The 23,483-nt window shown below is 55.3% G+C and carries 26 protein-coding genes and 1 tRNA gene; 13 read left to right on the top strand and 14 right to left on the bottom strand.

Going from position 1 to position 23,483, the window contains the following annotated elements; all coding sequences use genetic code 11:
* Nucleotides 1-5: 5 nt before the first annotated feature.
* Together ACR0BT_RS13310 and pyk are read right to left on the bottom strand one after the other, a co-directional pair.
* Complete coding sequence (locus ACR0BT_RS13310) at nucleotides 6-443, bottom strand: universal stress protein (protein WP_170395586.1); 438 nt, start codon at nucleotides 441-443, stop codon at nucleotides 6-8.
* A 243-nt stretch (nucleotides 444-686) separates the two neighbouring features.
* Entirely contained in the window at nucleotides 687-2,132 is a 1,446-nt protein-coding gene (gene pyk, locus ACR0BT_RS13305; protein WP_170395584.1) for a pyruvate kinase, read from the bottom strand.
* Nucleotides 2,133-2,250: 118 nt separating this feature from the next.
* Between pyk and ACR0BT_RS13300 the strand changes: the two genes are divergently transcribed.
* From ACR0BT_RS13300 to ACR0BT_RS13290, 3 genes are all read left to right on the top strand, one after another.
* Nucleotides 2,251-2,988 carry an N-formylglutamate amidohydrolase gene (locus ACR0BT_RS13300; RefSeq protein ID WP_480763358.1) on the top strand — a complete coding sequence of 246 codons (738 nt, stop codon included), beginning with the start codon at nucleotides 2,251-2,253 and terminating at the stop codon, nucleotides 2,986-2,988.
* An 87-nt stretch (nucleotides 2,989-3,075) separates the two neighbouring features.
* The gene (locus ACR0BT_RS13295; protein WP_480562777.1) at nucleotides 3,076-3,315 is read left to right on the top strand and encodes a DUF6868 family protein; all 240 of its coding nucleotides are present in this window, start codon (nucleotides 3,076-3,078) and stop codon (nucleotides 3,313-3,315) included.
* 114 nt (nucleotides 3,316-3,429) lie between these two features.
* Nucleotides 3,430-3,744 (top strand): DUF1244 domain-containing protein, encoded by a 315-nt coding sequence (locus tag ACR0BT_RS13290; RefSeq protein WP_170395578.1) that lies wholly within the window; start codon nucleotides 3,430-3,432, stop codon nucleotides 3,742-3,744.
* Nucleotides 3,745-3,789: 45 nt separating this feature from the next.
* Here the strand turns inward: ACR0BT_RS13290 and ACR0BT_RS13285 are convergent, their stop codons facing one another.
* From ACR0BT_RS13285 to dgcN, 3 genes are all read right to left on the bottom strand, one after another.
* Entirely contained in the window at nucleotides 3,790-4,650 is an 861-nt protein-coding gene (locus tag ACR0BT_RS13285) for a D-amino-acid transaminase (protein WP_170395576.1), read from the bottom strand.
* 10 nt (nucleotides 4,651-4,660) lie between these two features.
* Nucleotides 4,661-5,626 (bottom strand): N-acetyl-D-Glu racemase DgcA, encoded by a 966-nt coding sequence (gene dgcA, locus ACR0BT_RS13280; protein ID WP_480763357.1) that lies wholly within the window; start codon nucleotides 5,624-5,626, stop codon nucleotides 4,661-4,663.
* Between the two features lie 68 nt (nucleotides 5,627-5,694).
* Complete coding sequence (gene dgcN, locus ACR0BT_RS13275) at nucleotides 5,695-6,696, bottom strand: N-acetyltransferase DgcN (protein WP_480763355.1); 1,002 nt, start codon at nucleotides 6,694-6,696, stop codon at nucleotides 5,695-5,697.
* A 295-nt stretch (nucleotides 6,697-6,991) separates the two neighbouring features.
* Here dgcN and ACR0BT_RS13270 point away from each other — a divergent pair, with 295 nt between their 5' ends.
* Nucleotides 6,992-7,954: an L-malyl-CoA/beta-methylmalyl-CoA lyase gene (locus ACR0BT_RS13270; protein WP_480763354.1), complete on the top strand. Its 963-nt coding sequence runs from the start codon at nucleotides 6,992-6,994 to the stop codon at nucleotides 7,952-7,954.
* Nucleotides 7,955-7,993: 39 nt separating this feature from the next.
* Here ACR0BT_RS13270 and ACR0BT_RS13265 read toward each other — a convergent pair whose 3' ends face one another.
* A complete protein-coding gene (locus tag ACR0BT_RS13265) occupies nucleotides 7,994-8,572 on the bottom strand; it encodes a PA14 domain-containing protein (protein ID WP_170395568.1) in 579 nt (192 codons plus the stop codon).
* A 118-nt stretch (nucleotides 8,573-8,690) separates the two neighbouring features.
* Nucleotides 8,691-9,143 (bottom strand): Lrp/AsnC family transcriptional regulator, encoded by a 453-nt coding sequence (locus tag ACR0BT_RS13260; protein WP_170401994.1) that lies wholly within the window; start codon nucleotides 9,141-9,143, stop codon nucleotides 8,691-8,693.
* A 72-nt stretch (nucleotides 9,144-9,215) separates the two neighbouring features.
* Here ACR0BT_RS13260 and ACR0BT_RS13255 point away from each other — a divergent pair, with 72 nt between their 5' ends.
* Nucleotides 9,216-9,812, top strand: a complete 597-nt coding sequence (locus ACR0BT_RS13255) for a LysE family translocator (RefSeq protein WP_480763353.1) — start codon at nucleotides 9,216-9,218, stop codon at nucleotides 9,810-9,812.
* 1 nt (nucleotide 9,813) lies between these two features.
* Here the strand turns inward: ACR0BT_RS13255 and ACR0BT_RS13250 are convergent, their stop codons facing one another.
* Nucleotides 9,814-10,647 (bottom strand): AraC family transcriptional regulator, encoded by an 834-nt coding sequence (locus tag ACR0BT_RS13250; RefSeq protein WP_480763352.1) that lies wholly within the window; start codon nucleotides 10,645-10,647, stop codon nucleotides 9,814-9,816.
* 121 nt (nucleotides 10,648-10,768) lie between these two features.
* On the opposite strand from ACR0BT_RS13250, the gene ACR0BT_RS13245 reads away from it, so the two are divergent.
* Nucleotides 10,769-11,731: an acetyl-CoA carboxylase carboxyltransferase subunit alpha gene (locus tag ACR0BT_RS13245; RefSeq protein WP_170423571.1), complete on the top strand. Its 963-nt coding sequence runs from the start codon at nucleotides 10,769-10,771 to the stop codon at nucleotides 11,729-11,731.
* Nucleotides 11,732-11,735: 4 nt separating this feature from the next.
* Here the strand turns inward: ACR0BT_RS13245 and ACR0BT_RS13240 are convergent, their stop codons facing one another.
* The 3 genes from ACR0BT_RS13240 to ACR0BT_RS13230 all read right to left on the bottom strand — a co-directional run bounded on the left by ACR0BT_RS13240 (nucleotide 11,736) and on the right by ACR0BT_RS13230 (nucleotide 14,348).
* Nucleotides 11,736-12,866, bottom strand: coding sequence for a lytic murein transglycosylase (locus tag ACR0BT_RS13240; RefSeq protein WP_480592345.1), 1,131 nt, complete (start codon nucleotides 12,864-12,866; stop codon nucleotides 11,736-11,738).
* Nucleotides 12,867-12,977: 111 nt separating this feature from the next.
* Complete coding sequence (locus ACR0BT_RS13235; RefSeq protein WP_170395556.1) at nucleotides 12,978-13,625, bottom strand: GntR family transcriptional regulator; 648 nt, start codon at nucleotides 13,623-13,625, stop codon at nucleotides 12,978-12,980.
* A 30-nt stretch (nucleotides 13,626-13,655) separates the two neighbouring features.
* Nucleotides 13,656-14,348, bottom strand: coding sequence for a M48 family metallopeptidase (locus ACR0BT_RS13230; RefSeq protein ID WP_480571347.1), 693 nt, complete (start codon nucleotides 14,346-14,348; stop codon nucleotides 13,656-13,658).
* Between the two features lie 100 nt (nucleotides 14,349-14,448).
* Between ACR0BT_RS13230 and ACR0BT_RS13225 the strand changes: the two genes are divergently transcribed.
* The 3 genes from ACR0BT_RS13225 (at nucleotide 14,449) to ACR0BT_RS13215 (ending at nucleotide 16,035) form a co-directional block, all read left to right on the top strand.
* Entirely contained in the window at nucleotides 14,449-14,772 is a 324-nt protein-coding gene (locus tag ACR0BT_RS13225) for a TIGR02300 family protein (RefSeq protein WP_170402007.1), read from the top strand.
* Nucleotides 14,773-14,909: 137 nt separating this feature from the next.
* A tRNA-Ala gene (locus ACR0BT_RS13220) sits at nucleotides 14,910-14,985 on the top strand.
* A gap of 366 nt (nucleotides 14,986-15,351) precedes the next feature.
* The gene (locus tag ACR0BT_RS13215) at nucleotides 15,352-16,035 is read left to right on the top strand and encodes a hypothetical protein (RefSeq protein WP_480763351.1); all 684 of its coding nucleotides are present in this window, start codon (nucleotides 15,352-15,354) and stop codon (nucleotides 16,033-16,035) included.
* Between the two features lie 717 nt (nucleotides 16,036-16,752).
* Here ACR0BT_RS13215 and ACR0BT_RS13210 read toward each other — a convergent pair.
* The 3 genes from ACR0BT_RS13210 to ACR0BT_RS13200 all read right to left on the bottom strand — a co-directional run bounded on the left by ACR0BT_RS13210 (nucleotide 16,753) and on the right by ACR0BT_RS13200 (nucleotide 18,438).
* Nucleotides 16,753-16,986, bottom strand: coding sequence for a FitA-like ribbon-helix-helix domain-containing protein (locus ACR0BT_RS13210; protein ID WP_480763350.1), 234 nt, complete (start codon nucleotides 16,984-16,986; stop codon nucleotides 16,753-16,755).
* A 146-nt stretch (nucleotides 16,987-17,132) separates the two neighbouring features.
* A complete protein-coding gene (locus ACR0BT_RS13205) occupies nucleotides 17,133-17,456 on the bottom strand; it encodes a DUF1963 domain-containing protein (protein WP_480763348.1) in 324 nt (107 codons plus the stop codon).
* A gap of 619 nt (nucleotides 17,457-18,075) precedes the next feature.
* Nucleotides 18,076-18,438, bottom strand: coding sequence for a hypothetical protein (locus ACR0BT_RS13200; RefSeq protein ID WP_480763346.1), 363 nt, complete (start codon nucleotides 18,436-18,438; stop codon nucleotides 18,076-18,078).
* A gap of 667 nt (nucleotides 18,439-19,105) precedes the next feature.
* Here ACR0BT_RS13200 and ACR0BT_RS13195 point away from each other — a divergent pair.
* Genes ACR0BT_RS13195 through kce form a run of 4 tightly spaced genes read left to right on the top strand, consistent with a single transcriptional unit; the run spans nucleotide 19,106 to nucleotide 23,482 of the window.
* Nucleotides 19,106-20,227 (top strand): aromatic ring-hydroxylating oxygenase subunit alpha, encoded by a 1,122-nt coding sequence (locus tag ACR0BT_RS13195; RefSeq protein WP_480763345.1) that lies wholly within the window; start codon nucleotides 19,106-19,108, stop codon nucleotides 20,225-20,227.
* Complete coding sequence (betC, locus tag ACR0BT_RS13190; RefSeq protein ID WP_480763344.1) at nucleotides 20,224-21,750, top strand: choline-sulfatase; 1,527 nt, start codon at nucleotides 20,224-20,226, stop codon at nucleotides 21,748-21,750. Before ACR0BT_RS13195 ends, betC begins: the two co-directional genes overlap by 4 nt.
* A gap of 32 nt (nucleotides 21,751-21,782) precedes the next feature.
* The gene (locus tag ACR0BT_RS13185) at nucleotides 21,783-22,550 is read left to right on the top strand and encodes an SDR family NAD(P)-dependent oxidoreductase (RefSeq protein ID WP_480763343.1); all 768 of its coding nucleotides are present in this window, start codon (nucleotides 21,783-21,785) and stop codon (nucleotides 22,548-22,550) included.
* Nucleotides 22,550-23,482 carry a 3,5-dioxohexanoate:acetyl-CoA acetone transferase gene (kce, locus tag ACR0BT_RS13180; protein ID WP_170636279.1) on the top strand — a complete coding sequence of 311 codons (933 nt, stop codon included), beginning with the start codon at nucleotides 22,550-22,552 and terminating at the stop codon, nucleotides 23,480-23,482. Before ACR0BT_RS13185 ends, kce begins: the two co-directional genes overlap by 1 nt.
* The last annotated feature ends 1 nt before the right edge of the window (nucleotide 23,483 follow it).

Raw genomic sequence — 23,483 nt, 5'->3', positions numbered from 1 at the left:
TCCCCTCAGTTCACGACCGTAACCGGAACATCGGCGTGCATGACAAGGTTCTGGGTCGAACTGCCAAACAGGCGTTTTTTAAACCCATCTGCCGAGGCCCGACCCACAACGATCTGGGAGCCACCGTTTTCAACCGTGATTGCATTCAGCGTTTCCGCCACATCTCCGTGACGGACGATGCCGCGCGCCTCGAATCCTGCAGCCTTCAACGCTTCAACCGCTGGCTCGATGATCCGTGACGTAGCTAACGCAACCTCTTCTTCGCGCCGTTTGTGGCGTAGGGCGTTCTCTTCTGGTGTCTGGAATGTGAAAGGAGACCATTCGATGACGTAAACCGCCAGAAGCTCGCATGAACCGATACGCCCGGCCAAGTCTTTGGCAAAGGCGATCGCGCGTTCTCCGGTTTCTGTCCCGTCCAGTCCTATGACAATTTTCGTTGTCATGCCGTTCCTCCGTTATTGTTGCTTTGGCCGGGGCCCTCGCCCCCGGCAGGGCAGCCGGAACCTGGAACTTGCTTGAGTAGACCGCCCTAAGGGCAAGTATCCCGAAAAAACACGCAAAAACAGAGAGATTATTGCTGGATACAACCCTCAAACTTCTAAGGTACTGTAAATAAATATTATTATATGCCCAAATATTAGGCATACGCTTGGTATCAAACTGAAATTAGTAGTGGTGATCCGGGCTTAGCCCGGATCAGTGTTGTAGATCAGCCGTTCATCACAAGGGGCGATACGTAAGATGTTGGTGGTGCCAGGAACATTGAAAGGGACGCCGGCGGTGACCACAATCTGATCAGTTTCAGCGGCGAAACCACCCGAACGGGCGGCGCGAGCGGCGCTGACGACCGCACCTTTGAACCGCTCTTGTTCAGGGGTTAAGACGCAATGACAACCCCAGCTCAGGCAAAGCCTGCGGGCGGTGCCGGTGGCGGGGGTCATCGCGATGATAGGCACACCGGGACGCTCACGGGCGGTGAGCAAGGCGGTGGTCCCGCTTTGAGTGAAGCAGCAGATGGCTTTGATGTCAGTCTTTTCAGCAATCTCGCGTGCCGCAGCCACGATACCATCAGCGATGGTCGTACCCTTGGCGGTACGCGACGCGGCAATAATTTGAGTGTAGGTTGGGTCAGCTTCAACTTCGATGGCAACCTTGTTCATCGTCTGAACCGCCTCGATGGGATAAGAACCAGCAGCCGATTCAGCACTCAGCATGATTGCATCGGTACCCTCGTAGATCGCGGTGGCCACGTCTGAAACCTCGGCCCGTGTGGGCATTGGGCTTTCGATCATGCTTTCCAGCATCTGGGTTGCGACAATCACAGGCTTCGCGGCTGTACGGCATTTACGCACCAGACGTTTTTGGATCGGGGGGACTGCCGAAACAGGCAGTTCGACGCCCAGATCACCCCGCGCAACCATGATCCCGTCTGAGGCGTCAAGGATATCGTCAAAAGCTTCGACCGCAGCAGGTTTTTCGATCTTGGACAAGATCGATGCTCGGCCATCCGCCAGTGCGCGCGCCTCGAACACATCCTTGGCACGCTGAACGAAGCTCAGCGCCAACCAGTCCACACCCAGTTGGCAGACAAATTCCAGATCGTCGCGATCCTTGGCCGACAGCGCTGCCAATGGCAGCACCACGTCAGGCACGTTCACACCCTTGCGGTTCGAAATCGTGCCACCGACTTCGACCGTGCAATGTGCAAAATCCTGACCGCAATCCTGCACGATCAGACGAATCTTTCCGTCATTGACCAGCAGGCGCGCACCTGGCTCCAATGCGGCAAAAATTTCGGGATGTGGCAGGCAGACCCGGGTGATATCCCCGGCTGCCGGATCAAGATCCAGACGGAATGCGGCGCCCTCCTCCAGTTCTTCCGCATCATTTGCAAACACGCCAACGCGCAGCTTTGGCCCCTGCAGATCAGCCAGAATCGCGATCGGGCTTTCCAGATCCTTTTCGATCTGCCGGATTATACGGTGCCTCTCGCGAATCTCATCGTGGCTGCCATGGCTCATGTTCAGCCGGAATACATCGGCCCCGGCCTCATGCAGCGCACGGATGGTGTCATAGTCATTGGACGCCGGTCCCAGCGTCGCCACGATTTTCACATTTCTCAGGCGTCGCATTGATCAGGCTCTCCTCAAACGCGTAAATGTTACCGCAAACATTGCTCAGGCTGCTTATTGCGCAATTCCCTTTCCAACGCAACTGTCCTACACCTGCGGCAAACAAGATGACAGGCTCATGACATACTCTCCGTTTTTTGTTCACGGCGCGGATCGCTCGTCGCGTTGGCTGATTACCTGTGACCATGCAACCAACATGGTGCCGCCCGATATCAACGGCGGAGACCTGGGCCTGCCGCGCGAAGATATGGAACGCCATATCGCTTATGACGTGGGCGCCTACGAGGTCTCAAAGCATCTGGGTGAGGTCCTGAACGCCCCCGTAATCGCAGCCAACTTCTCGCGCCTCGTAATTGACCCCAACCGGGGCGAGGACGATCCGACGCTGCTGATGAAGCTCTATGACGGTTCGATCATCCCCGGTAACCGACACGCAGATGCGACCGAGCGTGAGCGTCGTCTAAATATGTGTTACCGGCCCTATCACGATGCGCTGGCACAGCTTGCGGCCCTGCCGCATGCGGTCATCATCTCGATGCATTCCTTTACGCGCCAGCTCCGTGGCCGCGATCCTCGGCCGTGGCACATCGGCGTCTTGCACACACCGGATGAGCGGTTCTCGCGCCCGCTGATCAACCGGTTGAACGCCGAGGATGATCTGTGCGTTGGGGTAAATGAACCCTATACAGGAGTGCTACCCGGCGATGCGATCGACAAGCATTGCAGCAGTTTCGGCCGTCCTAATGCACTGATCGAGCTGCGTAATGATCTGATTGCGGATCATGACGGGCAACGCAGCTGGGCCGAACGATTGGCCGTTATTCTGCAGGATGCACTGAACGATAGCGGACTATGACGTAAGGTCACTTCATGCCGCTTCCGATCCTCGAAATATTGTGAGCCAATATACTGACACCCATATATTAAGGGAAAGGAGACGACCATGACTCAGGAATTCCTGACAACTGTCTTCGGCTGGATGACCGCCCTTAACATCGCTGTTTTGTTGTTCAGCACACTTATGATCCTCATCATGCAGGACTGGATTGCAGGCGTGCATGGCAGAATGTTCCAAATGGAGCGGGCCGACGTAAAGAGGGCCTATTTCAGATATCTTGCGAACTACAAAATCCTGACAATCATTTTTTGCCTTGTGCCGTGGCTGGCCCTCAAACTGACATAGAGCATCCAAACCTGACGTTCCAAGGGGCCTTAGGGCCTCTACTGTTCGTTGTAACATGGCCCACGGATTGCTAGGTCAGGTCCAGAACGCAAGACAATCATTCGGAGCCCGACAATGGACAAGCAAACCGAAATCGAACTTCAGGCCGCAGCGTTTCGCCGTTTGCAGCAGCATCTGATGCAGGATCGCACCGACGTACAGAACATCGATATGATGAATCTGACCGGGTTCTGCCGCAATTGCCTGTCGCGCTGGTATCAGGAAGCCGCCAATGCCAAGGGCATCGACATGGACAAAAACGAAGCGCGCGAGATTTTCTATGGCATGACCATGGATGAGTGGAAGGCCAACTACCAGACCGAAGCGAACGCCGAGAAACAAGCCGCCTTCAAGGTCGCGTTTGAAGAGAACGTCACGAAAAAAGGCTGACGCCCCGAAAACGAAAAATGCCCGCCATACTGGCGGGCATTTGGTTTAGATTGCAGCCTTTCGGCTTTCGTCCAGATAGATCTCGCGAAGGCGTTTGGCAATCGGGCCCGGCGTGCCATCACCCAGTGCCACACCATCAATCTCAACAACCGGCATGACAAAGGCGCTGGCCGAAGTGGTGAAGGCCTCATCCGCCTCCTTCGCCTCGTCGATGGTGAACAGGCGCTCCTCAATCTCCATCTGCGCCTCGGCTGCCATGCGCAGAACCGCCTTGCGGGTGATGCCGTGCAGAATGTCGTTGGACAGCGGGCGGGTGACGATCTTGCCGTTCTTGACGAAATAGGCGTTGTTGCTGGTGCCTTCGGTGACATAGCCGTCTTCAACCAACCAGGCATCGTCACAGCCAGCCGCTTTCGCCATCATCTTGCCCATGGACGGATACAGCAACTGTACGGTTTTGATATCGCGTCGGCCCCATCGGATGTCGTCGATCGAAATAACCTTGGCCCCTTTCTTCGACGCGGGGCTGTCGGCCAGACCTGGCTTATTCTGCGTGAACAGAACAAGCGTAGGCTTGGTATCCGCTGACGGAAACACAAAATCCCGGTCGCCGTCACTGCCGCGCGAAACCTGTAGATAGATCAGACCTTCTTCGATGTCGTTCAGCTCGACCAGTTTGCGATGGATTTCCAGAAGTTCTTCTTTGCTGCAGGGTTCAGCCATCTGTAACTCGTCCAGCGAGCGTTTCAGCCGCACCGCGTGGCCTTCGAAATCGACCAGCTTACCATCCAGCACACTGGTTACTTCATAGACGGCGTCTGCAAACAAGAAACCCCGATCAAAGATCGAGACGCTTGCCTCGGTTTCAGGCAGGTATTCGCCATTCACATAAACGGTGCGGGTCATGTTCTTCTCCTCAGCCCCAAAGTGCCGCTTTGGGCGGATGCACTCCGGCGTCATCAAAAATCAGGGGTGTGTCGCGGTCTTCTGCCAACAAAAGCGGTCCGTCAAGGTCCGTCACCATCGCGCCCTGCGCCACCAGCGTTGCAGGTGCCATGGCCAGCGAACTTCCAACCATGCATCCGACCATGATGCCATAGCCCTCGGCCAGCGCGGCCTTGCGCAGCTCCAGCGCCTCGGTCAGACCGCCGGTCTTGTCGAGTTTGATGTTCACCACATCATATTTGCCTTTTAGCGCAGGCAAGCTGGCCCGATCGTGACAGGATTCGTCGGCACATACCGGCACCGGACGATCCATGCCGATCAGTGCATCATCCTCACCGGCTGGCAGAGGTTGTTCAACCAGAGAAACGCCCAGTCGCACAAGATGCGGCGCAAGATCGGCGTACACTTCAGCAGACCAACCTTCATTGGCGTCGATAATGATTTTGGAGTCCGGCGCACCAGCCCGCACAGCCTCAAGCCGGGGCATGTCGTCCGGTGTACCAAGTTTGATCTTCAACAAGGGTCGTAACGCATTTTCTGCCGCCTGTGCCTGCATTGCCTCGGGAGTGTCCAGGGAAAGAGTATAGGCCGTAACTTCAGGCCCCGGTGCGGCAAGTTCCGCCAGCTCCCACGCCCGTTTGCCGGAGCGTTTCGCCTCAAGGTCCCAAAGCGCGCAATCCACTGCATTCCGAGCCGCGCCGGCAGGCAGCAGATCCATCAGGGAATAGCGAGAGAATACGTCGGGCAGGCCGGCGATCTCGGCCTCGACTGAATCCAGCGTTTCGTCATAGCGCGCATAGGGCACGCACTCGCCCCAACCATGATGCACACCATCCGAGATCCGAACCGTCAGGACCTTTGCCTCAGTCCGTGAGCCGCGCGAGATAGTGAATACCTGCGCCAGCCGAAATACATCGCGGGAAACGTCAATCTGCACGCGTTCAACCTTTCATCGAAAGTGATGTCTGTTGCCGACAGCAAGGGGCGATCGGCAACCTGCTTAGATCACAGTGCGGCCAGCGCATCCACCAGTTTACCGGCACCAAACCGGTAAGGATCGGTTGCTGGGATACCCATCTCGGTCTCAACCTTGGCGATGTATGCGTGTGCGTCGTCTTCGCTCAGATGCTGGGTGTTGATCGACACGCCCGCAACCTGGCATTCCGGGTTAGCAACACGCGCCAGCTGCAGCGCTGTGTCGCGCAACTGCTCCAGCGTCGGCAGCGAATACTCAGGCAATCCTCGCATATGGGTCCGGGTCGGCTCGTGGCACAGGATCAGCGCGTCGGGCTGACCGCCATGAATCAGCGCCATGGTCACGCCAGAATAGGACACATGGAACAACGAGCCCTGCCCTTCGATGTGATCCCAGTGATCCGGATCGTTGTCCGGTGTCAAATACTCAACGGATCCCGCCATGAAATCGGCGATAACCGCATCCAGCGGAACGCCCTGACCCGTGACCAGAATTCCGGTCTGACCGGTGGCCCGGAAGGTGGATTTCATGCCGCGTTTGCGCATTTCAGCGTCCATGGACATCGCAGTGTACATCTTGCCGGCAGAGCAGTCGGTTCCAACGGCCAGGCACCGCTTACCAGTACGCTTGCGGCCGTTTGCGATAGGATATCCTACGGTCGGTACACGGACGTCGTGCAATGTGCAGCCGTGAGTCTGCGCCGCAGCAACCAGATCGCCTTCGTCGCGCAGCAGGTTGTGTAGGCCCGACGCCAGATCATAACCCATTTCCAACGCTGCGATCAGAACCTCTTTCCAGGCCTCACTGATGACCCCACCCCGGTTGGCAACACCAATGACAAGAGTCTTGGCACCAGCAGCTTTACCTTCGGCAAGTGTCATTTCGGTAAGACCCAAATCAGTCTTGCAACCATCCAGCCTTATTTGACCCACGGCATTCTCAGGACGCCAGTCCCGGATACCAATGGCCACTTTGGCCGCCAACAAGTCGGGCGCATCGCCCAAAAACAACAGGTACGGTGTCTCGATCATTGCGGTGCACTCCTTTGATTCTGGCTTAAGCTAAAGAACCGTTTTGACGAGGGTTTCTCAAATTCTTCTTGCCTGCCCGCCCACAGCGGGAAGTTTTTGCGTATTTTGGCTTTCTTGCACAAGATTGTTCGAGGTTTTTAAACTGATCAAACTTTAAGCTCCCCATTTTGCCAGTATCTTCAATCATGCTGCATACGCATTGCCGCATATGCACAATCACGCTTGCGCAGCATTGCGCAATTTAATATCCCATGACCAACCCTAAACGCAATTTCCTTACTCGCATGAGGTCCAAATGAGCTTCCGCATCCAACCTGCCGCTCCGGCCCGGCCCAATCGCTGCCAACTGTTTGGCCCGGGCTCGAACACCAAGCTATTTCCCAAGATGGCAGCATCAGCTGCAGACGTCATTAATCTGGATCTAGAAGATTCGGTGGCTCCTTCCGACAAGGATACCGCTCGCGCTAACGTAATCGAGGCGCTGAACACAGTTGATTGGGGCAATAAATACATGTCGGTTCGGATCAATGGGCTGGATACACCCTATTGGTACCGTGACGTGGTTGATGTGCTGGAACAGGCAGGCGACCGTCTGGATCAGATCATGATCCCCAAGGTAGGCTGCGCGGCCGATGTCTATGCCGTGGACGCGCTGGTCACCGCGATCGAGCGCGCCAAGGGCCGAACCAAGCCAATTTCATTCGAAGTGATCATCGAATCTGCCGCCGGACTGGCGCATGTCGAAGAAATCGCAGCCTCATCCCGGCGCCTGCAGGCCATGAGCCTTGGTGCCGCAGATTTTGCAGCCTCAATGGGCATGCAAACAACCGGCATCGGGGGTACGCAGGAAAACTACTATATGCTGCGCGAGGGTGAGAAGCACTGGTCCGATCCGTGGCACTGGGCGCAGGCCGCAATTGTCGCCGCCTGCAGGACTCATGGCGTGCTGCCTGTCGACGGCCCGTTTGGCGATTTCTCAGACGATGAGGGCTATATCGCGCAGGCCAAACGGTCTGCCACGCTGGGGATGGTCGGCAAATGGGCCATCCACCCCAAGCAAATCGTATTGGCCAATCAGGTCTTCACACCGTCGGATGAAGCAGTGTCCGAAGCGCGCGAGATCCTGGCTGCCATGGAAGAGGCAAAAGCCAACGGTGAAGGCGCGACTGTCTACAAAGGGCGTTTGGTCGATATCGCCTCAATCAAACAGGCCGAGGTAATTGTGGCACAGGCGGAATTGATCGCGGCGGGTAACTAAGAAAAAAGGGCGCTCAGCCGAGCGCCCTAATCGATCTGATCAGCGTCCAAATACATTGTTTGGTGTCCATGTGAAACGCTCACCCTTCTTTCCTGATTTCATCATCAGGCACGAGGTACCGTATTTCTGAAAATACTTGATTTTGATTGGATACCAACCCGCCTGCGGCACTTCGACCTCGGTGCGTTGGTTGGCTTCGCAGCCCTGACGGCCGTTGACATAGCCGATCTGCTGACCGCCGACCCAGGCGTCAATCCCATCGTTCGACCAGGTCTCAAGCTCGTAAACTCCGGGTGAATCAAACCGGATATATCCGCTGATTTCCGCGGCAACATTGAACGCCTGATTGTAGGTCAGGACAGGATCACCTTCGTTCGTGTCTCTGTAGTCCAAACCTCGGAGGGGCTGACCCGGCTTTGCCTTCTTCAATAGATGATTGACCTTCGAGAGGTTCTGGATTTTGCGAGGCGGGTTACCTTCCCAACTGTATTTTACGTTCAAGCCGGCTTTTGGGCTGGGCTGAGGGCTAGCTGGCTGTAACTTCAAAGGTGCTGCTGTCGCAGCGCCGGCAAACATTGCCAAGGCAGCCACCAGCGCTCCGGTGCGGAAAAATGTCATGGTCTACTCCCTGAATTTGCGCCTGCTTCGGGGTTAATCCCTGCCGACGATCCTGTTGAGATGACACTAGGCGCTGAACTTTGACCTCGCAAGATAGTTAAAAATCACTTTTTGATGGTCACGCACGCATATCCTTGGGCGATCCCATCACAACATATGAGGTGATCGAGGTCACATGCGGCAGTGTACCCAGCACCTCGGTGTGGAAGGTTTTGTAGGAGGGCAAATCGGCACATTCGACCCGTAGCAGGTATTCGATCGTGCCGGTGATATTGTGACATTCCACCACTTCGGGCGCTTGTTGCAAGGCCCTTTCGAACCCTTCCTGCGCCGCTTTTGTGTGCTCGCCCAGACCAACGCCGATATAGGCAACGAAACCCACCCCCAGCGCCGCCGGGTTCAGCACTGCTCGGTAGCCAGAAATGACCCCTGCCCGCTCAAGCTCTTGCACGCGGCGCAGGCAGGCGGAGGGCGATAGGCCCACCCGCTCGGCAAGATCGAGGTTGCTGATGCGACCGTCCCGCGAAAGCTCTTGCAATATATGTTGGTTGATCTGATCAATCTTCGCCATTTATTGCAACATTAACCTTAGAGCGCACGAATACGCAATTTCATTTGCCGGATTCAGCGAGAAAATGCAGCCATGACCTACGATATCCTGATGGCCCTGATCGCATTTGCCTTTGTCTCGTCAATCACGCCGGGACCCAACAATCTTATGCTTATGGCATCGGGTGCGAATTTCGGCTTTCGCCGCACGATCCCGCATATGCTGGGTATCGGTTTGGGCTTCACCTTTATGGTGCTTCTGGTAGGGGCGGGTCTGGTTCAAGTCTTTGACCGGTATCCGATTAGTCATACCGTGTTGAAAGTTCTTTCGGTTCTGTATCTGCTGTATCTGGCATGGAAAATCGCCCATGCAGCGCCCGCTAAAGGTGTCGATGCTGCGGGCACCCCGATGACGTTTCTGCAAGCTGCAGCCTTCCAATGGGTCAACCCAAAAGCCTGGGCGATGGCGCTGACCGCGACAGCCGCCTATGCGCCCGACCAAACGATCAACGCGATTCTGCTGGTCGCGCTGGTGTTCGGAGCCATCAACCTGCCCTCGGTCAGCACCTGGACGGTTCTTGGACAGCAAATGGCGCGAATCCTGACGAACCCGCACCGATTGCTGGTTTTCAACTGGACGATGGCGGCCCTGCTTGTGGCCTCGCTCTATCCGGTGCTGTGGCCGAATTAGGTTACCTGAGCGGCAGGCAAATTTCGGTCAACAGATCCTCGGGGGCCGTTTCTCGTGGATCGTTGAGATAGATCTCATAACACGGATGGTCCGCAGGTTCTTCGCCAGACTCGGGCAACCAATTGCCAAATAATGCCTGATACGCGCCGTGAAGGCCGGAATAAGGGCCCTTGAAGGTCAGCACCGCTGTTTTGCCACCCGGAATTTCAAGGTCTTCCATCCCCTCGGGCGTATCATCACCGCAGAATTCAGCACCTGCAAAACTGCGCAATTCATCCTCGGGCACATCGTCCGGACTGTCGAGATACAGCCCGATCATCGGGCCGATTTGCGGCCACAGTTTGCGGGATTCGCACAGGGCACCAAAGGCCTCAAAGCTGCGGCCAATCTCGGCATACGCCCCTTTATGTGGCAGCGCTATGACTCGGCGGGACGGTGCGGTTCGGGTTGTTACGGGATGCATCGGATATCCTCCGGTTTTGAACATTGGATGGGCTGGCAGTATTTGCCCCGCACGTCGAAACGCGGTGGGGCTGCTGCCGTAGGCCTCGGAAAAGGCCCGCGCAAAGGATTTTTGGTTCGGATAGCCAATGTCGGTCGCGATCCGCGTAACCGGTCTGTCTGTTTGCACCAGCCAGCAGGCGGCACGGTGCAGGCGTATCCGACGGGTGGCCTGCGCGCAGGTCTCGCCAGTAATGGCGCGAAACACGCGATGCCAGTGAAACCGCGACATGGCCGCAACCTCGGCCAGGGCGTCCAGAGACAAGTCTCTGGCGGGGTTGTCATGAATGTAGGTCAACACACGCAGCACGCGATCTTCATAGCTGGCAGCCATCAGTATCCTTCCTTCACTTTGCCCAACGGTGATCGCATATTCCACAACCACAAATCTTGCTGAGTTGCATCCCGGACAAGCATTAGTCATATAGCAGGGAACTTCCGCGTTGAGAGGCGTCATGACCCAGTATCTGGATTTCGAAAAACCGCTGGCCGAGATCGAAGGCAAAGCTGAAGAGCTGCGCGCGCTGGCCCGTGCCAATGAAGAAATGGATGTGACCGAAGAGGCCGCCGCGCTGGATGCCAAGGCCGCCAAGCTTCTGGATGAGCTGTATGCCGATCTGACACCATGGCGGAAATGTCAGGTTGCACGGCATCCTGAACGTCCACACTGCAACGACTACGTGGACGCACTGTTCACCGAATTCACTCCTCTGGCTGGTGACCGGAACTTTGCCGACGATCTGGCGGTAATTGGCGGTCTGGCGCGGTTCAACGATCAACCCGTCGTGGTGATTGGCCACGAAAAAGGCAGCGATACCAAATCGCGGATTGAACGCAATTTCGGCATGGCCCGGCCCGAAGGGTATCGTAAAGCTGTGCGCCTGATGGAGATGGCGGGCCGCTTTGGCTTGCCGGTGATCACTCTGATCGACACTGCGGGTGCCTATCCCGGCAAGGGGGCGGAAGAACGTGGCCAATCCGAGGCGATCGCGCGCTCAACCGAGATGTGCCTAAAGATTGGCGTTCCTTTGGTGTCCGTAATCATCGGCGAAGGTGGTTCTGGTGGCGCGGTCGCCTTTGCGACTGCGAACCGCGTAGCGATGTTGGAGCATTCGGTCTACTCGGTGATTTCGCCCGAAGGCTGCGCGTCGATTCTTTGGAAAGATGCCGAAAAAATGCGCGAGGCCGCCGAAGCGTTGCGCCTTACCGCTCAGGATCTGCACAAGCTGGGCGTTTGTGACCACATCATCACCGAGCCCAAGGGCGGTGCACATCGCAACCGCCCGGCGGCGGTCGAAGCCGTGCGGTCTGCAATTGCCTCGATGCTGGAAGAGCTTGATGGGAAAGACGCGGCAGCCCTGATCAAGGACCGCCGTCAGAAGTTCCTGGATATCGGTTCGAAAGGGCTGGCGGCTTAACCCGTCAGCCACCCAACCGCTGCAACAGAGCCACCGAAGGCTGGCCAGTCACGGACAACCCGTTGGCGCGCTGGTAGGCGCTAATTGCCGCCTCAGTATTCTTGCCGATAACACCATCTGCGCCTTGTGTGTCATAGCCCGCGGATGTCAGGCGGCGCTGCAGTTCTTTACGATCCTCCAGTGTCAAACCGGTCGCATCCGGCCCGAATGACGCTTGGAACGGCGCGCCGCCAGCAATGCGATCAGAAAGATGACCTACGCCGATCGCGTAGCTGTCCGAATTGTTGTAGCGCTTGATTACCTGAAAATTGCGGAACACAGCAATACGTGGGCCAGGCGTCTGCGGTTGCAGCACTGCCGCCGGCGTGCCCGAAACCGTGCCGACTTCACCGCCCCAAGGCTGCCCTCGCACCCAACCGGCACGTGCCAGATAAGCCGCCGTTGACGCAAGTGAATCTGCTGGGTCATCGGACCAGATATCGCGCCGCCCGTCGCCGGTGAAATCGACCGCATAAGCAAGGTAAGATGTCGGAATGAACTGTGTATGGCCCATCGCTCCGGCCCAGCTGCCGGTCATGTTAGCCGGGGTCGTATCGCCCTCTTGAATGATCTTCAGCGCTGCCACCAGTTGCTTCTCAAAAAACGCTCCGCGCCGCCCGTCATAGGCCAGAGTCGACGTTGCCGAGATCACCGGTACATCGCCCCGCCGTGCGCCATAACGGCTTTCCAGGCCCCAAACAGCCACGACGACCTCCTTGTCGACACCGTATTGGGCCTCGATCTGCGACAGGGTTCCTGCATGCCGCACAAGCATTTGCTTGCCAGTGTTGATCCGTTCATCCGAGGCAGCAATCGCCAGATAATCCTCAAGCGAGCGTTTGAATTCGACCTGATTGCGATCGCGTTCGATCACGTCGGGTAGATATCCTGCGCCTTGAAACGCTTGGCTAAGGGTCGTCTGTGAAATGCCCTGTGACGCTGCCCGGTTTTTGAAACTGGCCACCCAGGCATCCCATCCTGCGTTCGGAACCGCACGCATCCGCGAAGCCGGAGCACTGTTGGGAGCGGTGCCTGTGGAACAGGCCGCCAACAGGGTTGAACCAAGCCCTAAGGAAAACACTCTTCGATTAATCATGGTTAAATCTGCTCTTGTTGTGATTTGCGTTCAGAATAGCGCAGCCCGGTCGCTCAAGCCAGCAAAGCGACATCCTAAATCAACTGAGTTGAGAGATGGGCAACAAGCCGCTCAGGTCACAAGCAGCCGCAAGCCCTGGGTCACATCCGAACGCACTGCTAGTCGCAACCCAGGCTCATCCCCGGCCTTGAGCGCTGCGATGATCAGACGATGGTAGTGCGGTGGCTCGGTCCTCCGCAACCGACCGTATAGGGCACGCATCGTGGGACCCAGCTGCAGCCAGACGGTTTCGGCCATGGCAAGCATCGCGGGGGCCTGTGCGCGTAGATACAGCGTGCGGTGAAATTCCAGATTTGCACGGATATATCCCACTGCATCGCGTTTCGTGACCATCTCGGCTACTGCCATGTTGATGCTTTGCAACCGGTCAATCAGCGCCATATGCGCGCGCGGCAGGGCCCGGCTGGCCAGTTCAACCTCAAGCAGCGCGCGCAGCGCCGCCAGCTCTTCGATCCGATCGCGCGTGAGTTCCGGCGTTGATACCCGACCGGAGGTGGACAGGAACAAAGCACCTTCTGCCGCCAGACGTCGCACCGCCTCGCGCGCGGGAGTCATCGACACACCGAATTCCTTGCCAATCCCGCGCAGCGTCAACGCCTGCCCCGGGGCAATCTCTCCATGCATGATGCGGGATCTGAGGGCGCGATAAACGCGATCATGGGTTGCCGTATGAGACTCGGCGGGGCGTGAGGTTAACATGAGTTTATGTGATCACAAATCGCGCTGAGGTCAAGCGACGGAGTCGAAGCGATATCTGTGCAGTTCAGCCCCGTTGTCTCGCAGCCAGCGGCGTGGTTCTTTGTAAGGGCCAAAAATACGCTCGACCTGCGCCCAGAACGCAGGTGAGTGGTTCATTTCGGCAAGATGCGCCACTTCATGCGCGGCCACATAATGGAGAACCTCTGTCGGGGCGAGGATCAACCGCCAGGAGAACATCAACCCGCCCGCAGAACTGCACGACCCCCAGCGCGAACGCGTATCGCGCAAAGTAAGGCTACTGTACGACCGCCCCAGCATCGCCGCGTAATCATCGCACGCACCGGTCAGACGATCGCGGGCAAGCTCTTTTAGAAACCGCGCTAGTCGCCGTGCTTCGGCACCGGGCGGAACCCCGATCGCATCGCCACTCAGCAAGACCCTCCGCCCCGATGCAGGAACGATTCGCCGCGCCGTACCCTCGATCGGAATGAACTGCCCTACGCCAACTGCTTCAAGGCTAGGTCGATCCTGCAGGTGCCCGCGGATCCAGCCCTCTTTCTGCTGTGCGAAATCCAGCGCTTCGGCTTCAGCCACCCCTGTCGGGTAGGTCAGCGTAACCCGTCCATCCAATTGGGAAATTCGCAAACTGATCCGCCGTGCGCGCGCCGATCTGCGCAGTGTCAGCGGCACCGGAGGTGTTCCGGGCAATGCGTGTCGCCCCATGGGTGGGCCTCCTTTGCGCAAAGGCTTTGACAGTGCCTGCCGCATGTGGCAGGTGACCTGAATCATTGATGAGATTCACCTGATATCAAGGGGATTTGATATGCCCAAGGAAGAATGGGGCGTAAAGCGTGTCTGCCCGACAACCGGCAAACGTTTTTACGACCTGAACAAGGACCCGATCGTCAGCCCCTATACGGGCGAGGTCGTGGAGCTGGACACCGGAAAAAGCCGGATGATCGCCGCGGATGCTGAAGATGCCGCATCGGTCAAGGCGCGCGAAGCGTCGTCGGACGAAGACATCGTTCTGGATGATGACGACAACGTCGATGTCGAACTGGACGATGATCTGCTGGACGACGATGACGATGGCGATAACGTTTCACTCGACGATATCAAGGACATGTCGTCAGAAGACGAAAACTGATGGATCCCGAGGCGGCCCCGCCGCCTCGACCCGGTCCGCGAAGTCGGTCTGAATTTTTTGCCGATTCCGATTTTAGGACTTGCACTCATCGACGGCGTCTCATAAACGTCCGTCCACCGTTACGACGGTACCTTTATGGGGCCTTAGCTCAGTTGGGAGAGCGCTTGCATGGCATGCAAGAGGTCAGGGGTTCGACTCCCCTAGGCTCCACCATCTCACTTTTTGATACATGCACCAAAGATTTTCCTTTTTGGCAGCGGGATTTTCCTTTGAGGCCGAACCGGACCTTAGTGCAATGTGCAGAGAACGGCAGGTGGAAATTTCTCCTAAGCTCTTCCGTTATCTCGCTTTCCTCTTCCATTTGTTGGATCCGGCGGCATTTTTGCCCCGGAGAGACTTATGTCGCCGGAATTCTCGTAGTTCTTTTGGGAGGGGGCCGCGGGGTTCAGCAGCAATTTCGATAACGGAATTAGAAAACACACGTCCATGTTTTCATCATTCTGGCTTTGACGCAGTTTTAGAGATGATCTATCGGTGTCGCGCACAATTGTCCGATGTCGCGAGTTTACAAAGTCTCGAATGGCGCCAAGCAAGATCCACATTGAAGCAATCGACAAGCTGCTAGCATCTATCACCTTGACCATGGGAGAGGATGGCGCTCGTGCTTCGTTTCTGTTTGGGGCTCCAGGTGCACAGCATTGGGACAAGCGAATTGGAATCGACATTTATTATCACTTCGTCGAACTTAATTTAGCCGCACTGCATGTCAGAAGTGCCGGTCCCACTTATTTGAAAGCCCTTCCGCTAACGGAGATCAGCTCAAAGCTGCAGGACTTCATGAGCGAGAACTTCGGCTACATAGGCAACATGGCTTTTGGCTCTAGGGACGAACGGCCGCTAAATCTATGGATTCCAACAAAAGAAAAAACCGAATTGGCGCGGGCCTTGGCTTCTAGTGCTCTATTTCAGCCAGAAGAAGAGCTAACCCTGTTTCCACTTGTTCCGGTAGATGTACGAACGAGCTTCAAGTCCGATCAGTTTTTCTTTTCTTCATCTCAAGACGAGAATCCATTTTTTCTGAACGACGAACGGTTGAGGCGAGAGATTGACGCTTCGCGCTTTCCTCCTCAAATCGGTTTCAGAGGACGAGTACACAAACCTAACTCCTGGTTGGGGGTGTACTCGCCTGACTATCGGGCCGCCCTCAAGACACGCTCATCGATTTTGGGAGCCTTGGCATTGCGCGATCAGGGTTTCGAGTGATGGATCAATTGGACCAAACATTGAAAATTTAACTTCATTCAAATCGTTTAGCCGTATTGAAGATCGGTCTACTCCCTTCGTGAGGTTCTTGAAAACCACTTTGAAGTCTAAATGCCGTGGACAGCGACATCAGGGATAACGGGGCAGCATCTTTGTGCGGTCGCTCTGACACAAAAAACAGGCTCTGCTGCAGGATTTATTTCTTCACACAGCTTTAGGATCGCACATGACGTCCTGCGTGGCGCAGTGGTAGAGCTCTTTTTTAGGAGCTTCGGCTTAATCCCTGCCAAATTGTTAGCCTCAAACTCAATTCCAATATTGGTAGTGCGCAGTGATGCCAAGATCACTTTACATTTGCCAACAGCTAAGCCTCCGTTATGAGCACAAGATCAGGTCACGGCTCAAGGCCGCAATTGGCAGACAGATTCAGGAACTGGCAGGTTAAGCTCCCTTCACAACCTATTGCTGATTTCACCTTACGCAGCAAACCACGAACATCGCTGAAGGGGTGCTTTGTGAAGCGATCCCTGGTTGAGTAACTGCAGTGCACGGTACCTTCTATGGCCCACATCGAAACGGAAGTCCTAACGCCGAAAAGAAGCTGAAATAGAGGGCTTGGGTTGTGGGGATTTCTGTTCGCTTTATCACTGGGTGGATGGAAACCAGGCTTTGAACTGCGACCATTTACTGAAACAAAGATGATCGCACCTTAAAAAGTCAGTTGAAGTTTGTCGGTTCTGGGCCTTCGTCGCTCCGTTTGATTTCAGGAAGAAGCGCGTTCAGGCTCTGAACGTATTCCACAATTACCTCACCAACTTTTTCTGACGGTCGTGACACTTCGTCGAGAAGTTGCCGAGCGGCTTCCTCGATGCTTACACCTCGTTCCGCTGCGATAATTCGCAGACGTCCATAAACTTCGACCGATAAGTTTTTGACAATCAAATTCGCCATTGGAACCTCCACTTCGGAACCTACTAACATATCCTAGACGGCCAATCGAATGGCCGCCGGTGATTTTCAAAGAAGTCATGGCGTTCGTAGTAGCGTTCGCGGGTGATTTCACAGCGACCGGAGAGACGCGGGCCATCCTGCCCTGGTCAAACAGGCACGATGTCTACCGGCCAACGTGTAAACTGCCAAGTGCGGTTTGGAGTCCGTCGACGGTGGTCAATGCCGAGAATGTAACACTCTTTATCAACCTCGGGAGAAGAAACGAAAGGACCAGCCTGATCGAAGTGCAGCGCCGTTAGTTTAAAGCTCTTGGGATCAAGAAAGATTGCAAGCCAGCCTTCGCGGGGGCCTAGCCCTTGCCAAAGATCGTCTGGCAAATGGTTACAGTTGATTTGTGCCAAAAGTTGCGTCGGAGAATTGATTTCTGGCCAACTCAAACCAACTGGTAAACGAGCCCCCCTCCGATCCAACCCGCCGCGGCATCCGCATCCCGTACTGGCACTTGGGGGACAAGACGAACGGAGATCGACTCGTTCCCACGCGCGGCGCGCATATTCGTTTCGTGCTGAATTTGTGCCAACATTCCCGCGGCTGCGCTGCCGACAAAATTTTCGTCCTCATTCGATAACCTGTGACTATTGCGCTTACGGCCAAGTGCTTTTTGGAAGAAATGCGTTAATCTCGATGTCATTAATTTTTCTCAGGCATAATGCTTTGTTGCCTCCGCCCAATCCGTGCATTCGAGGTTGATCATTTTCGCCAACCTGTTCGGGCAACTTAACGCCAAGGTGGGTGTTCGTCGAGCGATGTGGGAGTCTGAGCAGCGACCTGATAGAAAATCCAAATTTGTCAGGTTTGAAGGTCAACAACACCAAATTGCACGATCAAATTACCTGTTCTGGTTCAAGCATAGCTCACTGAAAGGATAATACGACTATTAGATAAGCAGACACCACCACAGAAAAGTTGAACCCCAGATTTGTCCTGCATCTTGCCCATTCATACGACGCGCAGCAAAGGGAGCTCCATCCTGGAGCGGTCGTTCATGGATCTTGCGACGAAGGTGCCAGAAGAGCCCAACTTTGACGTTCACAAAATAGGAAGAAAAGCGGCTTCGTTCTCCTTATTATCCTCAGGAAATGGATCTATAAAGTAAATCTGTTCGAGCCGAAACGAGCCGTCCACGCTTTCCTTGTTATGTGCAATGTACTCATCAGACCAATCCCCGTGTACGCTTTTGATTAAAAACGGTTGCTTCAGACGAGAGCCTTCGATTCCCGCAGTTCCGCACGTCAGCCTGCTTGGGTCGAAGAATGCATCTGTTCCGAAAGATATCAATTGTAGCTCGATGTCGGGAGTGGCGTATTTGCCAACGAAATCAGAGTAAGCCTTCGATAACTCTGACATCATTTCTGGACGTTTGAGACACTCGGTTGCGGTGCTTATCGCCATGCAATGATCATTCCAGGCTTTGTAGTCCTGACAAAAGCTGCGTATAAATGCTTCCCTGCTCCTGTGATCAGACCCAGCGAATTCCGGTCGCTTGAACGTTCTCATAAGCCTTTTCCAAAGGGTCAAAACTTCTCCACGTACAGCTATGTGCGATTCACGCCCTTTTACACTGGACGACCCGTCGAAAGCGTTCAACGAATGAATGTTGGCTTCGTCCGCCCCTTGGTGATTGAGGTTGGTCGCGGCGAAAGGTCGGATTGAAAGCCGACTAACCGAATGGGCTTCATTGTCCGGTCTCGTGAAATTTTCTGCACCAACGAGAGGACGCTGCCGCAGATGCGAGGAAATGCTGCGTGAGCAAAAGCGGCGTCAACAAAAGGCGACTTTGTCCCGCAATCCAGACACTCCGCCAGATTCCCACAACCGCAGTGCAGAGAATGTTCGGTTTGAGCCCATTTTGCCGATTCCTGCAGTGTGCACGAATGACCGCATAACAGATGCAGTCAAGGGCCCAGCATTCGCTTGGCAGCTAAACGCAGTGCTTGATGGGTTAGTACGGTGTCCCCGAAAGCCAAATGCTTAGCGAAAATAATCAAACTAGCGGCTGATTAAACATAGCTTCGAATCCCACGCGCAATAGATTTAACCTAACATCGGAGACGCTATCATGACTGATTCAGTTGCAATTTTCTTTGGCTATCATGCTGACCCATCACGCTCCAGCTCATTGCAGGCCGCTGCCTACACCGAGCGCAAGTGGTTTGACGCAGACCTTCGCTCCATCCTCTCCAAAACTTGGCAATGGGTGTGTCATGTCGAGAAAACACGTGAGCCGGGATCATATGTAACGGTGGATGTTGCCGGTCAGCCTATTGCGGTCGTGCGTGACAAAGAGGGTAAGCTTCGCGCCTTTTACAACGTATGCAAACACCGTGCTCATGAACTGCTATCAGGCGAAGGCAATACCACACGGATTATGTGCCCCTATCATGCCTGGGTCTATAAGCTTGACGGGCAATTGGCGCGTGCGCCACATACTGAAAACCTCGAAGACTTCAACAAGGATGAGATTTGCCTCGACGAAGTGCAGGTCGAAGAGTTTTGCGGCTTTGTTTTTGTCAATTTGGATCCGACGGCTGCCTCTTTGTCAGAGCAATCCGGAAACCTGGAAACCGAGGTGCGCCATTGGGCACCAGATGTGGATCAACTCACTTTTGGCCACCGTCTGACCTACGACATCAAGTCGAATTGGAAGAACGTCGTGGACAATTTCCTTGAGTGCTATCATTGCCCTACGGCCCATAAGGATTTTTGTGACCTCGTGGATATGGATACCTACAAGGTTACAACCTACGGCATTTACTCCAGCCATATGGCTGACGCAGGCAACAGTCCAAATACCGCCTATGACGTCTCAAACGCCACGGTAAAAACCCACGCGGTTTGGTGGCTCTATCCTACCACTTGCCTGATGCGATATCCGGGACGGTCCAGCATGATCGTGTTGAACATTATCCCTGTTGGGCCAGATCGGACGCTTGAGACCTATGACTTCTTCCTTGAGACGCCGGAACCCGACGCGATGGAGTTGGACGCAATTCGCTATCTGGACGAAGTTCTTCAGGTCGAAGATATCAGCCTTGTCGAAAGTGTGCAGCGCGGGATGAATACACCTGCGTTCACCCAAGGTCGGATCGTCAATGACCCGGACGGGTCCGGCAAGTCCGAGCACGCCGTTCATCACTTCCATGGCTTAGTCTTGGACGCTTACGCAAAAGGTGCCACGTGACGCGGCCAAACATCCTTGTGGTCATGGCGGACCAATTGGCTCCGCATTTCACAGGGGCGTACGGGCATAAGGTCGCCAAGACGCCACATCTTGACGCGTTGGCCGCGCGCGGCATGCGCTTCGATGCAGCTTACTGCAATTCCCCTCTCTGTGCGCCTTCACGGTTTTCCTTTATGTCGGGTCAGCACATCAGTCGCATCGCAGCTTACGACAATGCATCCGAGTTCAAGGCTTCGGTGCCGACATTTGCGCATTATCTGAAATCGCTGGGCTATCGTACATGTTTGGCAGGCAAGATGCATTTTGTCGGGCCGGATCAGATGCATGGATTTGAGGATCGTGTGACAACCGACATCTATCCTGCTGATTTCGCGTGGACCCCGGATTGGGAGGCCTCGGACGAGCGGATCGACAAGTGGTATCACAACATGCAAACGGTGAAGGAAAGCGGCGTTGCCCACGCGACTTTCCAGATCGACTATGACGACGAGGTCGGTTTTGCTGCCAAACGCTGGCTGTTCGATGCGGCCCGAGACAAAGCGCTTGGCAATGACGCGCCTTTTGCGATGGTTGCAAGCTTCATTCACCCGCATGATCCTTACGTTGCGCGGCCCGAATGGTGGAACCTGTATACGGATGATGAAATTGACTTGCCCGCGTTTGTGCCCGCGTTGGAGGATCAAGACCCCTTTTCACGACGTTTATTGGATGGGATCGAAGCGTCTTATGTGCCACTGACCGAGGAAGAAATCCTGCGCGCGCGCCATGCCTACCTGGCAAACGTCAGTTACTTCGACAGCAAAATCGGAGAGCTGGTTCAAATCCTCGAAGAAACGGGCGAGTTGGACAGCACCATTGTGATTGTCACAGCCGACCATGGCGACATGCTGGGTGAACGAGGGCTGTGGTACAAAATGAACTTCTTTGAGCACTCCGCGCGAGTTCCGTTAGTCATGGCCGGGCCGGGCATTGCGGTTGGAACGGCGCAGAATGCGGTGTCACTGGTCGATCTGTTGCCGACATTTATCGACATCGGCGGCGGTGATGAGACGATGATCGGAGAGCCGATCGACGGTCGTAGCCTTATGCCTTTGGCTCGGGGTGAAGACGATCCAGTTGATGAGGCGATCGGAGAATATTGTGCCGAGATGACGGGCTATCCTGTGATCATGATCCGGCGCGGGCCCATGAAATATATTCATTGCGATAGCGACCCACCGCAGCTCTATGACCTGAGTGCTGACCCGATGGAAACGAAGAATTTAGCTTCGGACCCAAGCTACTCTGACGCGAAAACTCGTTTTGCAGCTGAAGTCGTCGAGCGTTGGGACGGCAGTGCTTTGCGAAAGAAGATAATCGCCACGCAAAAATCGCGCCGTGCATTACATGCCGCGATGGAGGCCGGTGCCAGCGAGCCTTGGGACTACAACCCGCCGTCCGATGCAAGTCAGCAGTATGTACGCAACAATTTGGATTGGACAGTGGCTGCACGCCGCTACCGCTATCCGCCATTGAAGGATTGAAACCAATGATGCTGAACGGAAAAGTTGCTCTCGTGACTGGTGCCCGCGGTGGAATCGGGCGCGCGATTGTCGCTCGGTTTCTAAGAGAGGGCGCAACGGTATTTGCCGCTGACCTCACACCGGAAGGGTCGTTAGATCAACACGACGATGATGGCAGTCATTTTGTTAAGCTGGATGTGACTCAAGAAGCAGACTCGGTTGCGGCGATGGATCATGTGCGCGCCGCACACGGAAAGTTGGACATCCTAGTGAACGCGGCGGGGATCGAGATCGAAAAAACGGTTGAAGAGACCACGTTGGAGGAATGGAATCAAAGCTTTGCGATTAATTCCACGGGCACGTTCCTGACCTCGAAATACGCCCTCCCCCTAATGCGCGAAGCGGCGAAGACAGGGAATAGCGCAAGCCTTATCAATTTTGGCTCCTACGACGGGTTCATCGCAGACCCTGGGCTTGCGGCCTATTGCGCGACCAAGGGTGCAGTTCACGCTTTGACCCGCGCAATGGCTTGCGATCATGGCCCAGAAGGTATCCGGGTGAATGCCATCTGCCCTGGCTATATCGACACTCCAATGCTGCAGAGCTTCTTCAACGGCGATGGATCCGGCGGAGGAGGTGGCAACATTGAAACGCTGCAAAAGGCCGTGCGTGATGTTCATCCAATGCGGACCTACGGGACGCCCGCGGATATTGCAAATTTGGTCAACTGGCTTGCCTCGGACGAGGCGCGCTATGCCTCTGGCCAGTTGTGGGTTCTGGACGGGGGGCTGTCTGCACAAGTGCAGCAGATGAAACTCTGATGCCCAAGCCAGTCATTATCACTTGCGCGCCGACCGGAGGCATCCATACGCCGTCAATGTCACCGCATCTGCCGATTACACCGGCCGAGATTGCGACGGCCAGTATTGAGGCGGCCCAGGCAGGGGCATCAATCATTCACCTGCACGCACGGCACCCGGAGACAGGAAAACCCGATCCCCGACCTGAGCTGTTCAAGCAGTTTCTACCCGTAATTAAACAGTCCACCGATGTTGTGATGAATGTCTCGACCGGCGGCGGCTTGGGGATGTCGATGGATGAGCGGCTGCTGGCGGCGACGTCTACCAGCCCAGAGATGGCGTCGCTCAACATGGGCTCTATGAACTTTGGTATCTTTCCGATGCTGCAGAAATACACCGAGTTTCAGCACGACTGGGAACGACCATTTTTGGAGATGACGGAAGACTTTATCTTTCCCAACACTTTCAAAACAATTCGTTACGCCATCGAAAAACTTGGTGGCGATCATGGCACCAAATTCGAGTTCGAATGCTATGATCTTGGACATCTCTACAACGTCAAATGGTTCGTGGATCAGGGCCTGATCAAACCGCCATTTTTCATTCAGATGGTATTTGGCATCCTGGGTGGAGTTGGCGCGGATGCCGACCATCTGACTCACATGCACAACACAGCCGATAAGCTGTTCGGAGCAGAGAATTACGAATGGTCGGTCCTTGCCGCTGGTCGTCACCAAATGCCATTTGCGACCCAAAGCGCGATGCGGGGCGGTAACCTGCGTGTCGGTCTCGAAGACAGCCTGTTCATCGGCAAGGGTGAGTTGGCAAAATCTAACGCGGAACAGGTCACGCGCATCCGATCAATCGTTGAAAACCTTGGCCTTAAGGTCGCGACGCCAGCAGAAGCGCGCATGCGGCTCGCACTAAAAGGCGGCGATCAGGTTGGCTTCTGAG

It is taken from the genome of Ruegeria sp. CJ6 (assembly GCF_056536665.1).
The sequence above is the reverse complement of the archived record's forward strand: the minus strand, read 5'-3'. Positions and strand labels throughout refer to the sequence as shown.

Bases quoted from the DNA above. Each gene is read 5' to 3' on its own strand.
- ACR0BT_RS13260 (WP_170401994.1), bottom strand. From the start codon at position 9,143: ATGGCGAAGATTGATCAGATCAACCAACATATATTGCAAGAGCTTTCG.
- dgcN (WP_480763355.1), bottom strand. From the start codon at position 6,696: ATGATCGAGACACCGTACCTGTTGTTTTTGGGCGATGCGCCCGACTTG.
- ACR0BT_RS13300 (WP_480763358.1), top strand. From the start codon at position 2,251: ATGACATACTCTCCGTTTTTTGTTCACGGCGCGGATCGCTCGTCGCGT.
- pyk (WP_170395584.1), bottom strand. From the start codon at position 2,132: ATGCGACGCCTGAGAAATGTGAAAATCGTGGCGACGCTGGGACCGGCG.
- ACR0BT_RS13255 (WP_480763353.1), top strand. From the start codon at position 9,216: ATGACCTACGATATCCTGATGGCCCTGATCGCATTTGCCTTTGTCTCG.
- ACR0BT_RS13230 (WP_480571347.1), bottom strand. From the start codon at position 14,348: ATGGGGCGACACGCATTGCCCGGAACACCTCCGGTGCCGCTGACACTG.
- ACR0BT_RS13265 (WP_170395568.1), bottom strand. From the start codon at position 8,572: ATGACATTTTTCCGCACCGGAGCGCTGGTGGCTGCCTTGGCAATGTTT.
- ACR0BT_RS13210 (WP_480763350.1), bottom strand. From the start codon at position 16,986: ATGGCGAATTTGATTGTCAAAAACTTATCGGTCGAAGTTTATGGACGT.
- ACR0BT_RS13270 (WP_480763354.1), top strand. From the start codon at position 6,992: ATGAGCTTCCGCATCCAACCTGCCGCTCCGGCCCGGCCCAATCGCTGC.
- ACR0BT_RS13225 (WP_170402007.1), top strand. From the start codon at position 14,449: ATGCCCAAGGAAGAATGGGGCGTAAAGCGTGTCTGCCCGACAACCGGC.
- ACR0BT_RS13200 (WP_480763346.1), bottom strand. From the start codon at position 18,438: ATGGCGATAAGCACCGCAACCGAGTGTCTCAAACGTCCAGAAATGATG.
- ACR0BT_RS13250 (WP_480763352.1), bottom strand. From the start codon at position 10,647: ATGGCTGCCAGCTATGAAGATCGCGTGCTGCGTGTGTTGACCTACATT.
- ACR0BT_RS13215 (WP_480763351.1), top strand. From the start codon at position 15,352: ATGGCGCCAAGCAAGATCCACATTGAAGCAATCGACAAGCTGCTAGCA.
- ACR0BT_RS13240 (WP_480592345.1), bottom strand. From the start codon at position 12,866: ATGATTAATCGAAGAGTGTTTTCCTTAGGGCTTGGTTCAACCCTGTTG.
- ACR0BT_RS13235 (WP_170395556.1), bottom strand. From the start codon at position 13,625: ATGTTAACCTCACGCCCCGCCGAGTCTCATACGGCAACCCATGATCGC.
- kce (WP_170636279.1), top strand. From the start codon at position 22,550: ATGCCCAAGCCAGTCATTATCACTTGCGCGCCGACCGGAGGCATCCAT.
- ACR0BT_RS13290 (WP_170395578.1), top strand. From the start codon at position 3,430: ATGGACAAGCAAACCGAAATCGAACTTCAGGCCGCAGCGTTTCGCCGT.
- ACR0BT_RS13295 (WP_480562777.1), top strand. From the start codon at position 3,076: ATGACTCAGGAATTCCTGACAACTGTCTTCGGCTGGATGACCGCCCTT.
- ACR0BT_RS13245 (WP_170423571.1), top strand. From the start codon at position 10,769: ATGACCCAGTATCTGGATTTCGAAAAACCGCTGGCCGAGATCGAAGGC.
- ACR0BT_RS13285 (WP_170395576.1), bottom strand. From the start codon at position 4,650: ATGACCCGCACCGTTTATGTGAATGGCGAATACCTGCCTGAAACCGAG.
- ACR0BT_RS13195 (WP_480763345.1), top strand. From the start codon at position 19,106: ATGACTGATTCAGTTGCAATTTTCTTTGGCTATCATGCTGACCCATCA.
- ACR0BT_RS13310 (WP_170395586.1), bottom strand. From the start codon at position 443: ATGACAACGAAAATTGTCATAGGACTGGACGGGACAGAAACCGGAGAA.